Annotated in this window: 10 protein-coding genes; 3 read left to right on the top strand and 7 right to left on the bottom strand. The window is 56.1% G+C overall.

Going from position 1 to position 13,591, the window contains the following annotated elements; all coding sequences use genetic code 11:
* Window positions 1-83: 83 nt before the first annotated feature.
* Window positions 84-2,858: an autotransporter outer membrane beta-barrel domain-containing protein gene (locus AC2FAP_RS16225; RefSeq protein WP_333192581.1), complete on the bottom strand. Its 2,775-nt coding sequence runs from the start codon at window positions 2,856-2,858 to the stop codon at window positions 84-86.
* Between the two features lie 449 nt (window positions 2,859-3,307).
* Here AC2FAP_RS16225 and hemB point away from each other — a divergent pair, with 449 nt between their 5' ends.
* Window positions 3,308-4,282: a porphobilinogen synthase gene (hemB, locus tag AC2FAP_RS16220; RefSeq protein ID WP_020885251.1), complete on the top strand. Its 975-nt coding sequence runs from the start codon at window positions 3,308-3,310 to the stop codon at window positions 4,280-4,282.
* A gap of 132 nt (window positions 4,283-4,414) precedes the next feature.
* Window positions 4,415-6,115, top strand: coding sequence for a bifunctional ornithine lipid synthase OlsF (gene olsF, locus AC2FAP_RS16215; protein WP_086532887.1), 1,701 nt, complete (start codon window positions 4,415-4,417; stop codon window positions 6,113-6,115).
* Window positions 6,116-6,159: 44 nt separating this feature from the next.
* Here the strand turns inward: olsF and tauD are convergent, their stop codons facing one another.
* From tauD to mmuP, 6 genes are all read right to left on the bottom strand, one after another.
* Window positions 6,160-7,011 (bottom strand): taurine dioxygenase, encoded by an 852-nt coding sequence (gene tauD / locus AC2FAP_RS16210; RefSeq protein ID WP_014168804.1) that lies wholly within the window; start codon window positions 7,009-7,011, stop codon window positions 6,160-6,162.
* The gene (gene tauC, locus AC2FAP_RS16205; protein WP_410387365.1) at window positions 7,008-7,835 is read right to left on the bottom strand and encodes a taurine ABC transporter permease TauC; all 828 of its coding nucleotides are present in this window, start codon (window positions 7,833-7,835) and stop codon (window positions 7,008-7,010) included. The genes tauD and tauC overlap by 4 nt, the downstream gene beginning before the upstream one ends.
* Window positions 7,832-8,599 carry a taurine ABC transporter ATP-binding subunit gene (gene tauB, locus AC2FAP_RS16200; RefSeq protein ID WP_014168801.1) on the bottom strand — a complete coding sequence of 256 codons (768 nt, stop codon included), beginning with the start codon at window positions 8,597-8,599 and terminating at the stop codon, window positions 7,832-7,834. Before tauB ends, tauC begins: the two co-directional genes overlap by 4 nt.
* 10 nt (window positions 8,600-8,609) lie before the next feature.
* Window positions 8,610-9,572, bottom strand: coding sequence for a taurine ABC transporter substrate-binding protein (tauA, locus tag AC2FAP_RS16195; RefSeq protein WP_014168800.1), 963 nt, complete (start codon window positions 9,570-9,572; stop codon window positions 8,610-8,612).
* 196 nt (window positions 9,573-9,768) lie between these two features.
* Complete coding sequence (gene mmuM, locus AC2FAP_RS16190) at window positions 9,769-10,701, bottom strand: homocysteine S-methyltransferase (RefSeq protein ID WP_449541501.1); 933 nt, start codon at window positions 10,699-10,701, stop codon at window positions 9,769-9,771.
* Window positions 10,688-12,088 carry an S-methylmethionine permease gene (gene mmuP / locus AC2FAP_RS16185; protein WP_025205021.1) on the bottom strand — a complete coding sequence of 467 codons (1,401 nt, stop codon included), beginning with the start codon at window positions 12,086-12,088 and terminating at the stop codon, window positions 10,688-10,690. Before mmuP ends, mmuM begins: the two co-directional genes overlap by 14 nt.
* Before the next feature lie 336 nt (window positions 12,089-12,424).
* On the opposite strand from mmuP, the gene AC2FAP_RS16180 reads away from it, so the two are divergent.
* The gene (locus AC2FAP_RS16180; protein ID WP_020885256.1) at window positions 12,425-13,534 is read left to right on the top strand and encodes an AI-2E family transporter; all 1,110 of its coding nucleotides are present in this window, start codon (window positions 12,425-12,427) and stop codon (window positions 13,532-13,534) included.
* The last annotated feature ends 57 nt before the right edge of the window (window positions 13,535-13,591 follow it).

Below are 13,591 nucleotides of genomic sequence, written 5' to 3'. Positions count from 1 at the left end.
CAAGACATCCGTATTTGTCGGTTCACTATTATTTTTTATTGTCATCTATAAAAAAGCGGGGGCTTATCCCCCGCTTTTATTCATTACCAGGTATATTTCACACCCAGATTTGCGCCCCAGTTCTGGTCAACGTCACCGCCGCCCAGATAAGTGGCATCAGTGTAAGCACTGAAGTTCTTCGTAAAGCTAAACTGGGTACCCAGACCAACCCGCACTGCGGAGCCTTTCACGCCATTATCAATGCTGTCACCGTTAACATCGGCATCGTTACCAGCGTCGTCATAGACATAAGCGAGTTTGAAGTAAGGCGTAAGCGCCTGGTCACCGCCGTAGTTAAAGGTGTAACCGGCATCCACACCCGCTTCGTAACGCAGGCTGTCATAGGATTGACTATCCATGCGCATGTCGTTGCTGAGGCGATAGTCATCACCGGACTGGAACAGACCCGACACGGCCGCGTATGGCGTCACATAACCAGAGAGGTTTGGTTTCCAGTCATAGCCCAGTTTCAAGCCAAAACCAACGGCGTCGGTGGTGGTGTTACCGTCAACATACTGACCATTGCTCATGGTCGCGGAGAGATCGTTGTTGAATCGGGTGTAGCTCAGGGAACTGTCGATGAACAGATCGTTCGCAAATTTCGCGGACGCGTACATCATTGCCGTCTGGCTGTCCTGATCCACCTGACCGGTGCGATCGCTGATATCGCCTTTGGCGAAACCTGCCGCACCACCGACGATCCACTTCGCATTATTACCGTCAATCAGGGTATCCAGACCAACCATGATACCGCTCACGTCCTGATCGTAGCTGATAACGCCATTATCGCCGTCGAAGTTGCCGCCAACGTAGCTTACCCATGCGCCGCCGTTATCCGCCAGGCCATGACGGCTGTTGGTCAGACGCGCGCTAACTGCATCCTGCTGCAGATTCCAGATGTTGGTGTTAGCAGACGGGATGCTCAGCGCCATGTTGGCATAATCGGTCAGCGCTTGCTGTTGCAGAACAACAGTGTCGCCTTTCTGCTGCGCCTGATAAGTATATGCCCCTAAATCGGCTTTATTTGCCGCAGTGAAGCTGGCGCGGGTCTCCGTGTTGTTGTCATAAACACGGATAATCTCCTGGCCTTTATAGTCAGCAACAGAGCCGGCGCCGGTGGCGTTGTCGATACGCACGGCGTAATTCCCTGCCACGTCACCATTCACGGCCAGATGGCCGTCAGCGTTGAGTGCCACAACGCCATAGTCGTAATCGGCTTTGCTCATATCATTGGTGATATAGCGGGCGTTGTTCAGATCGCTGTTCAACACGTAATCACGGCTGGCCACGTTCAGCACGCCGCCATCCGTCAACACCATATTGTGCGTATCCACCTGGCCGAGGCCGAGAGACAGCTCCGCACCGTTGTCCACGGTAATGGTATTGGCATACAGCTCCGCGGTTTCCTCTGTCAGGGCCGCACGGCTGTCGCTGTCCAGATAGAGGCTGTCGGTTGCCACGGCACCATTGTCACCGATGTTCAGAGATGAAGCATTGGACAGGGTGATGGAATCAGCCAGCAGGCCCGAGTTTTCAACATTGACCTGCGAATGATTATTCACCGTCAGCGTGTCGATGTTAGAGAGCTTACGGGTATCCCACTCAGAGCCGTTATCCAGCGTGACGTTGAACAGACCGCTCTGATAGACCGCTTCACCCGCGACATGTCCATTATTGTCGAACGTGGAATCCGGCCAGATGCTATCTGGAGAGAGGGTGCGCCAGTCAACGTCACTGTAGCCCAGGCCATACATCTGCGCGGTGCCGATGGCCTCAACGCTGGACTGCGCTGCGCCGACCCATTTGCTGCCATTGGTCAGCGTGACGTCCAGCTTATCGGTGTCATCCCAGCCGTTGGTGGTTGGGTTGTATATACCGTCAGCCGTCGTATCGGTTGCCGGATCGCCGTTCGGGTAGAAGTTGTTATCGAAGGTACTGGAGAACAGGATATCGCCGGTGATCGTGGAGTGATCGAACGTGGCGGTGGTCTGCATCGCGTTGTCAGACGCACTGGCAGCAACAATCAGCGCCGCGTCGTCAGCCGCAGTGGCATTGGTTTCACCGTAATCGCTCGGCTTCGCAGTTTGACCATAGAACCCGCTGGTGCCCAGGTCACTGTATGCGCCAGAGGTCAGTACCGAGTCCTTCACCAGCAGCGTGTCGGTAAAGACATTGCTGCTGTTCGCCACACCTTCCACACCGTCATACGGGGTATTATCCAGTTCCTGATACCCCTGAGTCAGGGTAATGCCGGCGATGTGAGAGTTATTCTGAATAACAATATCCGATTCCACATCCAGGGTAATTGCATTGCCCAGCGCATAGGTGTCCAGATAATGCGTTTCCGTATTTTCCCCGTTCACAACGTCATACGCATAATGCTCGTAAGTATCGTTGATCGTGGAGTTATCGACGGTCAGGCTAAAACGGTCGTATTGAGAATGGGTTGTGCCGTCCGTATCCACGCCATCAGCACATGACGCGGTCATGCATTCTGAAGTGATCATGCCATTAATGGTGCTGTTGGAAATGCTCAGCGCATTCGCCCGCCCATTGATACCATCATCCAAATAATAGGTTGATATAACACCATTCACGGTGGATTTATTAATCACCGGATAAATATCACCATCGTGCGTCGCATCAGAGTAATCCCAGTCAGCGTAACCATAATACCAGGGTGCAGCTGCCGTATTATCATATCCGAAGGTATTATATGTCGTACCAGAAATATCCTTCGCATTGGCCTGAGAAGCGATAGCCAGGGTGCAGGCTAATGCAAGTTGTGATACAACCAGTTTCTTTTTCCATGTTTGCATTGGGTCATCCCTCCTCAGGGACGTAAGCAAGTTTGTCCATCTAACGATTTTGCAATACTTAATTGCGGAGGGAATTATGCATTTTCAATCTGAAAAGGTTCAATGAATCATTCCATTAAGTCCGCATTCAGACAAACAACATGAAAATAATACAAAAGCGATGCAATGCCATCAATAATCATTATAAAACAGGCAGTTAAAACACCCTCTTATAAAGATAAAAAATATAATAAAAATAAATAGATCATTCTCAATGATATATTCACTTCATCATAGAAATAAAACCAATATTTCGAGGACAATTAACGCCAGTGGAAGGAAGAATATTATTGATCGCGTAACGCGTTGGCATCGGGATTCCCCCTCGACAAAATGCCCACTTTGGTAAAACACCTTCTTTCACTTTGAGGTACACTAACCCTCTTTGTTCCACAAACCTCAGGCATACCATGACCGATTTAATTGCTCGTCCCCGTCGCCTGCGCAAGTCACCCGCACTACGCGCTATGTTTGAAGAGACAACACTGACCTTAAACGATCTGGTGTTGCCGATTTTTGTTGAAGAAGAGATTGACGACTACAAGGCCATCGAAGCCATGCCTGGCGTGATGCGCATTCCTGAAAAACATCTGGCGCGTGAAATTGAACGTATCGCCAATGCAGGGATCCGCTCGGTGATGACCTTCGGCATCTCCCATCATACCGACGCCACCGGCAGCGATGCCTGGAAAGAGGACGGTCTGGTCGCCCGTATGTCGCGCATTTGCAAAGAGACCGTGCCGGAAATGGTCGTGATGTCCGACACCTGTTTCTGCGAATATACCTCTCACGGCCACTGCGGCGTGCTGTGCGATCACGGTGTGGATAACGATGCTACCCTGCTGAATTTAGGTAAGCAGGCGGTGGTTGCTGCCGCTGCGGGTGCTGATTTCATCGCGCCATCGGCTGCGATGGACGGGCAGGTGCAGGCTATCCGCCAGGCGCTGGATGCTGCCGGTTTTACCGACACGGCCATCATGTCCTACTCCACCAAATTTGCCTCCTCTTTCTACGGCCCGTTCCGTGAAGCAGCCGGTACGGCGCTGAAAGGCGATCGTAAAACGTATCAGATGAACCCGCTCAACCGTCGGGAAGCTATCCGTGAATCCCTGCTCGATGAAGCCCAGGGCGCAGACGCCCTGATGGTGAAACCGGCGGGAGCCTATCTCGATATCCTGCGTGATATTCGCGAACGCACCTCGCTGCCGCTGGGCGCGTACCAGGTCAGCGGCGAGTACGCGATGATCAAATTCGCCGCCATGGCGGGTGCGATCGATGAAGAGAAAGTGATCCTGGAAAGCCTGGGTGCGATCAAACGCGCGGGTGCGGATCTGATCTTCAGCTACTTTGCGCTGGATCTGGCTGAGAAGAAAATTCTGCGCTAAGGCGCAACGGTGCCGGGGGGCGGTTTCGCCTGACCCGGCCTGCTCTCCCTGCCTCACGAAACTTCACCAAACTGCAATACAACCGACATCTCCCCCTTCTACTGTCATCGCAAGACGGCAGGAGGAGTGATCATGTTTAGTCTCGATAGCGTTCTCGATGACCTTTGGCCTCAGGCGAGGCCGGCACCCTGGCAAAAAAGTCTGTTAAAAAGGCTGTTTTACGAAGAAGAATTCCAGCAATTTGCCGCAGCACACCGCCACCTGAAAGGACTGGATATGGTGGAGCAAGTTCTGGAGCACCTTGATATTCTCTGCACCGTTTCCGCCCGCGATCTCGAACAAATCCCCGAACATGGCCCTCTGGTTATCATTGCCAACCACCCGACAGGTACTCTGGACGGGCTGGCGCTGATGTACGCCGTCTCACGCGTACGACGCGATGTCAAAGTCGTGACCAACCGGATGCTGACCCACCTGGAGCCGCTAAGCTCGCTGTTTATCCCGGTCGATAATATGGGCGGCAGAACGGCAAAAACGTCGCTGGTACAGATGGAACAACATCTGCAAAACGCGGGCGTGCTGATCTTCTTCCCGGCGGGTGAAGTTTCCCGGCCGACGCGAAAAGGCATTCGCGATAAAAAATGGCACTCGGGATTTATCAAACTCGCCACCAAACTGCGCGCCCCGCTGCTGCCGGTACATATTCAGGCGCACAACAGCCTCCTCTTTTATGCCAGCACGCTGGTGTCGCCGACGTTATCCATGCTGCTGCTGATGCAGCAGATGTTCCGCCGTCGCCATAGCCAGCTGCCGATTACAATCGGTCAGCAGATTGCCTGGAGTGACTGGTATAGCGCCACCCTTTCGTCGCGTGAGATGACCGAAAAGTGCCGTCAGCACGTGATACGTCTTGGCAAGGGAGTGCCTGGCGTCTTTAAAACCCAGTGCGCCATTGCCCGTCCGGAAGACCGGGCTACGCTAAAACGCGAGCTGGCGCAGGCCGAATGTCTGGGCAAAACCGGCGATGGAAAATCCATCTATCTCTGGCAGCGTAACGGCCAGGAAGAGGCGCCACTGCTACGCGAACTGGGCCGCCTGCGTGAGATTGCGTTTCGCGCGGTGGAAGAAGGGAGCGGTAAGCGCCGGGACACTGACAGCTACGATGATGATTATCTGCATCTGATCTTATGGGACGATGAGGATCTGGAGATTGTCGGTGCGTATCGCTTTATGCCCACCGCCAGACAAGTGGAGCGTCGGGGGCCGGAAGGACTGTACAGCTACAGCCTGTTCCACTACGACGACAAAATGCAGGATGTGCTGGAGCACGGCATTGAGCTCGGGCGCAGCTTTATTCAGCCGCGCTACTGGGGACGCCGCGGTCTGGACTATCTGTGGTCAGGCATTGGTGCCTATCTGGCGCGTTATCCCCACTACCGCTATCTGTTTGGTCCGGTCTCGATATCCGGCGGCTTACCGCCTGCCGCGCGGGATCTGCTGGTGGCGTTCTACCGCCTCTGGTTCCCGGCAAGCCATCCGCTCGCGGCGTCACGCCAGCCCTACCCGGCATCGCTTCCGGACGTGCTGGCGCAGTTTGGCGGCGTGGATTATGTCGACGATCTGACGAAGCTGAAATCCCTGCTCGGCAATCTGGGCTGCGGCATTCCGCCGCTCTACAAGCAGTATTCCGAGCTGTGCGAACCGGGTGGCGTACAGTTTATTGATTTCGGAAGCGACCCGGCATTCAACAACTGCGTTGACGGCCTGGTGCTGGTGGATTTGTGTTATCTGAAGGCGAACCGCTATCAGCGCTATATTGAGGCGCATTTGTAACCCTGCTTTCCCCTCTCCCGTCGGGAGAGGGTCAGGTGAAGGCATCAGCCCGCACGGTAAAACGGTTTATCCCCTAAAATCGTCGCCCGCTGCATAATCCGACGCTGCGGCAGATAATCCGCGTTCGCATAGTGTTGCGTCACGCGATTGTCCCAGATCGCCAGATCGTTCTCCTGCCAGCGCCAGCGCACCTGAAATTCCGGCCTGGTGATATGGGCAAACAGGAAGCTTAACAGCGCATCGCTCTCTTTTTCCGTCACGTCTACGATCCGCGTCGTAAAGCCTTCGTTCACAAATAACGCCTGCTTACCGGTCACCGGGTGCGTACGCACCACCGGATGCAGCAGCGGCGGATGTTTCGCGACCGCGTCCTGCCAGCGCAGATGTTCCTCTTCGCTTTTCCGGTACTTGTACTCCTGGAAGGATTTTTTGAAGTCATGTTCGGCCCGCAACCCGCTCAGCAGCGTCCGGAAGGGCACGGACAGCGCCTCGAAGGCGGCGATACCGCTGGCCCACAGCGTATCTCCACCGGTGTCCGGCAACAGCTTCGCCGCCAGTATCGCCCCGGCAGGTGGCGTTTCGATAAACGTCACGTCGGTGTGCCAGTTGTCGTTGTCCGGCGGATTATCGTTATGGGTATCCAGCACGATGATCTCCTCCACGCCTTCCGCATGGGGATAGACCGGGTGGATATGCAGATCGCCGAAGCGCAGGGCCAGCGCACGCTGCTGCTGCGGGGTGATCGCCTGTTCGCGCAGGAACACCACCTGATGGCGCAGCACCGCGTGGTACAACTGCTCGAACTGGTTATCGCTCAGTGGACGGGTCACGTCCAGGCCGGAGACCTGCGCACCAATGTATGGCCCCAGCGGGGTGATGGTCAGACGTTCACTCATTGTATTTCTCCATGCCAGGGCGTCAGACGTCGCTGTAGCGCGCGCAGCCCCAGTTCTAATCCAAAGGCGATCACGGCGATCACCGCGATCCCTGCCAGCACGACGTCAGTCGCCAGAAACTCTCCCGCCGACTGCACCATAAACCCTAATCCGCGCGTGGCGGCGATCAGCTCAGCCGCCACCAGCGTTGACCAGCCCACCCCGAGGCCAATGCGCAACCCGGTTAAAATCTCCGGCAGTGCGCCCGGTAAAATCACAAACAGCAGCACCTGAAGACGGCTGGCACCAAGCGACTGCGCCGCGCGGATCCGCACCTGCTGCGCACTCTTCACCCCAGCCAATGCCGACATAGCAACCGGGGAAAAAATCGCCAGATAAATCAGCAAGATTTTCGAGGTTTCCCCGATGCCAAACCAGATAACCATCAGCGGCAGATAGGCCAGCGGTGGGACCGGACGGTAAAGCTCAATCAGCGGGTCGAGAATACCGCGCACCGTCGGGCTCAGCCCCATCGCGATACCCACCGGGATGCCAATCACTACCGCCGCCAGCAGCGCCACCAGAATACGCGCCAGACTGGCACCTAAATGCTGCCAGAGCGTGGCATCCATAAAACCCTGCGGCCCGGCGATGGTGATGAGTTTCGCCAGCACCTGTCCCGGTGGCGGAAGGAACAACGGGCTTACCCACTGTTGCGCTGCCACCGCCCACCAGACTGCGAGCAATACCAGCAACGTGCCCGCACTCAGCGTGATCTGGCGAGAGAACGGCCAGCGTAACGCGAGACGAGGACGGCGCGTTTTTTCACTGAAGACAATGCTCATGAGAACGCCTCCCGTTGTTCAAATACGCGGCTTAAAACATATTCGCGCTGTTCAATAAACAGCGGATCGGATTTGATACTGCGGACCGGTTCACCGGCCACATAGCGACGGGCAAAGCTGAGCGGCAACCGCTCCAGCACACGACCAGGCCCCGGCGAAAGCAACACCAGTTCGGTCGCCATAAACACCGCCTCTTCGATATCGTGGGTAATCAGCAGTACCTGCTTGCCCGTTTCGTGCCACAGGCGCAAAAGCAGCGTTTGCATCTGCTCACGGGTAAAGGCGTCCAGCGCACCAAACGGCTCATCCAGCAGCAACAGCTGTGGGTTTGCCGCCAGCGCGCGGGCAATCCCGACCCGCTGACGCTGGCCACCGGAAAGCTGCCAGATAAAACGTTTTTCAGCGCCCTCCAGCCCCACCTTTTTTAGCATCTCACGCGCGGTCGCCAGCCGTTGTTCACGGTGAATCCCCGCAAGCTGCAGGCCGAAGGCGACGTTTTCCTGCACGTTGCGCCACGGAAGCAGCCCTTCACTCTGAAAGACCACGCCGCGCTCTGCACCCGGGCCCTCGACCCGTTTCCCTTCCAGCTGGATGGAACCATGCTGATACGGTACAAACCCGGCGATCAGATTCAGCAGCGTGGTTTTGCCGCACCCGGACGGACCCAGCACGACCAGCAATTCACCGCTGTCCAGCGTCAGGTTGATCTCCTCCAGCACAGGTTTACCGCCGTAATCAGCAGACAGATTTGTAATATTCAGCATCGCTTCCCCCTTATTTCACAAAGCGATCGGTCACGTACTGGCTGTAATCTGTCGCCACCGCAGGCACTTTGCCCTGCTCTTTCAGAAACGTAGCGGTATCGACAATCGCTTTATTGACCGGCCCATTGAGCTGCTGGACCTGTTGTGCAGGCGTGAGATAGGTATTGCCTTTCACCAGCCCCGGCACGTCCGCTTCCGGAACGCCGCTCAGGCGCGACAGTTTTTCCAGATTGCCCGTCTCTTTCAGCCACGCATCGGGGTTGCTGAGATAAGGCTGTTGGGCGTCAATGGCGCTTTTAGCAAACGCCTTCACCACATCAGGGTGTTTCTCCGCGAAGTCTTTACGCACGACCCACACGTCGAGCGTCGGCGCGCCCCACTGCCCCACCTGTTCGGAATCGGTCAGCACGGTGCCGTCTTTTTCCAGCTCATTCACGGCAGGTGCCCAGACGTAAGCGCCGTCGATATCCCCACGCTGCCAGGCGGCAATAATTGCGGGTGGCTGCAGGTTGATGATCTGCACCTGGCCCGGCTTGATGCCCCAGTGTTTGAGCGCCGCCAGTAGGCTGTAATGGGTGGTGGAGATAAACGGCACGGCGATGCGCTTGCCAATCAGATCTTCCGGCCGGGTGATGTTTTTCTTCACGACCAGGGCTTCAGAATTCCCGAGCTGTGACGCCAGTAGGAAAACCTCAACAGGCACCTGCTGGCTGGCAGCCACCGCCAGCGGGCTGGAACCGATATTGCCAATCTGCACATCGCCGGACGCTAATGCGCGCACGACGGCCGCCCCGCTGTCGAATTTACGCCAGTCCACCTTCGCGCCGCTTTCTTTGGCGAAGGTGTTATCCGCCTGCGCAACTTTTGCCGGTTCCGCAGAGGTTTGATACGCGACGGTAACGTCTACCGCCTGTGCCTGAAATGCCCACAGCGCCAGCGCGCCGAGAAGTGTAATTCGCGATGAAATTGCCATTGTGACTGCTCCCCTTGTTGTTATGAGGGCAGTATTTCCGGCGCAGGAATTTTGATAAAGGAATAAAAAAGAATCGTTAATTCCGATTCGTTTTTAGAAAAAAAGTGGCAAAGGATAGTGAATTTTGTGGGGTTTATTCTGGCTCCCTCTCCCGACGGGAGAGGGATGAGGTGAATGCATCAGACGACACACGGCATCAGCGCTGCGCCTTTAGCTCTGCAATGTCTGTCGGCGTGGTCCGGCAACATCCTCCAATCAACTTCGCCCCGGCCGCCAGCCACTGGGGTAAATAGCCCGCCAGCGTTTCGCAGGCTTCGCCATGGTGATGCCAGGTTTTGGTCACGGCGTCATAATGCTCCCCCGAATTCGGGTAGACCACCAGCGGCAGTGCGGTGAGGCTGTGAAGATGTTTCAGCGCCGCGGTGGTATTTTCCAGCGCGATACAGTTGATCCCCAGCGCCACAATTTGCGGATAGCGTTCCAGCGCAGAAATCACATCGCGCAGCGGCGTACCGTCGCTGAGGTGCTCGCTGTCACGCAGGGTAAACGAGAACCATCCCCGGGCCCGGGGATACTCGGCCAGAAGCGCCGCCAGCGCCTTGATTTCAGCAAAGGATGGCAGCGTTTCGCAGGCCAGCAGATCTGCCCCGGCATCCAGCAGCGCTTCCACGCGCGGGCGATGGAAATCGGTAAACGCTTCTGCGCTTCGCACGTAGTCACCGCGATACTCAGATCCATCCGCCAGGTATGCACCATACGGCCCAACCGATCCCGCGACCAGCAGCGTGCCTGCACGAGGGTTTTCCGCGAGATACGCTTCGCGCGCCTTACGCGCCAGCTCCACGCTTTTGCCAATCAGCGCGCGGGATTGCGCCTCATCCAGGCCTCGTGCGGCAAACCCTGCAGGCGTGGCCTGATAGCTGGCGGTGATCGCCACCTGCGCTCCCGCCCGGTAGTAGTCCAGATGAACGTCGCGGATAAGATCCGGGTTTTCAACCAGCACTTTGGCAGACCACAGGCTGTCTGCAAGATTACAACCGCGCGCTTCCAGTTCCGTCGCCATCGCGCCATCCAGCACCACAAATGGCTGTTTTTCAAGGATGGCGGTAAGCGGATTATTCTGCGACATGTTCAGGCTCCTGCGATGTCATGTTTCGGGTCAGGTAGTAGGCACCATAACACAGGGCAACAAACGGAAGCCCGCAATAAAGGGCAATACGCTGACTCGGGTCAAACGCCAGACCAACACAGGCCACCACGCAGAGGATAAAGCCAAGCACCGGCACCAGCGGATACCACGGCGCGCGATACTGCAGAGCGGAAAGCGGCTGACCAGACTGAAGATGGCGACGACGGAAGACAAAATGCGACGCGCAGATGCTGATCCAGACCGCCACCACAGCAAAGCCTGAGATGGCGGACAGTGCGACAAACACCGTGTCCGGTGCCACCACGCTTGAGAACAGCGCCAGTACGCCGCCAAGCATTGAAACAGAAATCGCCGTCATGGGTACGCCGTTTTTATTAACGCGCGCAAAGCAACGCGGCAGCGTTTTTTCATTCGAGAGCGACCAGAGCATGCGGCCAGAAGCGTACAGGCCCGAGTTCGCCGCCGACAGGATGGCCGTCAGGATCACGAAGTTAAAAATATCAGCCGCGTACGGAATACCGACCTTTTCGAACACCAGTACAAACGGACTTTTTTCCACGCCCGCCTGATGCATCGGGATCAGCGCGGCCAGCACAAACACGGTACCAATAAAGAAGATGATCAGCCGGGCAATGGTGGTACGAATGGCAACCGGAATCACCTTGTGCGGGTTTTCCGTCTCACCCGCCGCGATACCGATAAGCTCTGTCCCGGAGAAGGCGAAGTTCACCGCGACCATGGTCATCAGGATGGGCAGGCCGCCGTGCGGGAACCAGCCTTCGGCGGTAAGGTTGGTTAAGCCCGGCGCGGGAGAACCGTCCTGCATCGGGATAAAGCCAAACACCGCAGCCCCGCCAAGAATAATAAAGGCAATAATGGTGATGACTTTCACCAACGAGAACCAGAACTCGCCTTCGGCAAAGAAGCGCGTGGAGATGACGTTAAGGCCGAAGATCACCACGCAGAACACCACGCACCACGTCCAGACGGGCACCTGCGGGAACCAGTACTGCATACAGAACCCGGCAGCGGTAAAGCTCGACCCGAGCGCCACCGTCCAGGTAAGCCAGTAAAGCCACGCCACGGTATAGCCTGTAGCCGGGCCAAGATAGCGGGCGGCATAGACGTGAAACGCGCCGGTTTCCGGCATCGCAACGGAAAGTTCGCCCAGACACTGCATCACCAGCCAGACCACCAGCGCGCCAATCAGGTACGCCAGCAGCGTTCCCGCGGCCCCGGTCGTTGAAATGATATAACCAGTATTGAAGAATAGCCCTGTCCCAATGACCCCACCCAGCGAGAGCATAATCAGGTGGCGTGTTTTCATGGTGCGCTTAAGCTGCCCATTTTCTTGTTGTGTTTGCATATTACCTTCTATACGTATGGACATCTAAACATCCAAAGAAGGTGTGTTATACCGCGATTGTTAAGAAAAAGCTAGACGACCAGACGTAATCGGGCGCGCCGCGCGCTGAGTCTGGGGTGGGTTGTGAGGATCACATACAGGAACGGACGCCAGGCCATAAGCACCTCCGCAAGCAGATACTTACAGCATGGCGCGGACCCTGGCGTTCTTCGGTCAGTCGAAAGTGGTATCCGTAAGGAGCGGGTTCATACGCGGGATTTTACAGCGGCGCAATTCTTGGTAAATCCCTCAATCAGTTCTATAGTCGACACAGTTTCATCGTTACAGGATCAACTGATGCGTTTTAACGGACTGACCAAAGGTTTCTTTATCTTCATACTCGCCCTTGTCACCTGGGCTTTCTTCGACGTGCTCTCCCCCTACTTCTCCGCGATTTTATGGGCCGCCATTCTTACCGTTATCTTTAACCCGGTAAAAAACAAGCTGCGCGCGGCGATGGGCGATCGCAACGGACTGGCTTCGCTGTTAACCATCGGCATTATCTGCCTCATCGTCTTTATCCCGTTGATGGTGATCTTTTCATCGCTCGCCATTGAACTGAACGTGGTGTACACCAAGCTGCAAGCGAACAACACCCAATTCCCGGAAGTGGTGGCGAGCATCTTTAACCACCTGCCAGGCTGGGCCAGCGGCTTCCTTGCGGACCACAACCTGACGAACGCGGCGCAAATCCAGAAAAAACTCTCTGATGTAGCACTGCAGGGCGGACAGTATCTGGCCGGCAGCGCGTTTCTGATTGGGAAAGGGACGTTTGGCTTTGCGATCAGCTTTGGCATCATGCTTTATCTGCTGTTCTTCCTGCTAAAAGATGGCCCGTATCTGGTACGCCAGATCCTTGATTCGCTTCCTCTGTCTGATTTTGCCAAACAGCATCTGTTCGCCAAATTCGTCGGCGTCTCGCGGGCAACGGTAAAAGGTACGGCGGTAGTGGCGGTGGTTCAGGGCACGCTCGGCGGGATTGCATTTGCCATCGCTGGTATTGACGGCAGCGTACTCTGGGGCGCGCTGATGGCGTTCCTTTCGCTGGTTCCGGCCGTCGGCTCGGCCATTGTCTGGGTGCCGGCCGCCATCTTCCTGTTCGCCACGCATCAGCTCTGGCAGGGTCTCTTTATCGTTGGCTTCTTCGTCATCATTGTCGGGCTGGTGGACAATATCCTGCGTCCATTGCTGGTGGGGAAAGACACCAAAATGCCGGACTACCTGATCCTCATCTCAACCCTTGGCGGGATGGAGCTGTACGGCATTAATGGCTTTGTGATTGGGCCGCTGATCGCCGCGCTGTTCATCGCCTGCTGGAACCTGTTCTCCGGTCGCGATCACGCGGGTAACGCCGAAGAGCTGGATGCGGATTTCATCGAGGAAGGAAAAAACCCTCCAGATTTGTGATGATATGACGATAAAGACCACACCAGGCGGCACTGTGCCGCCTTTTTTTTCGCCTTA

Source organism: Enterobacter cloacae complex sp. 394I7, from assembly GCF_057320345.1.
This window is presented reverse-complemented; position numbering and strand designations above follow the sequence as displayed.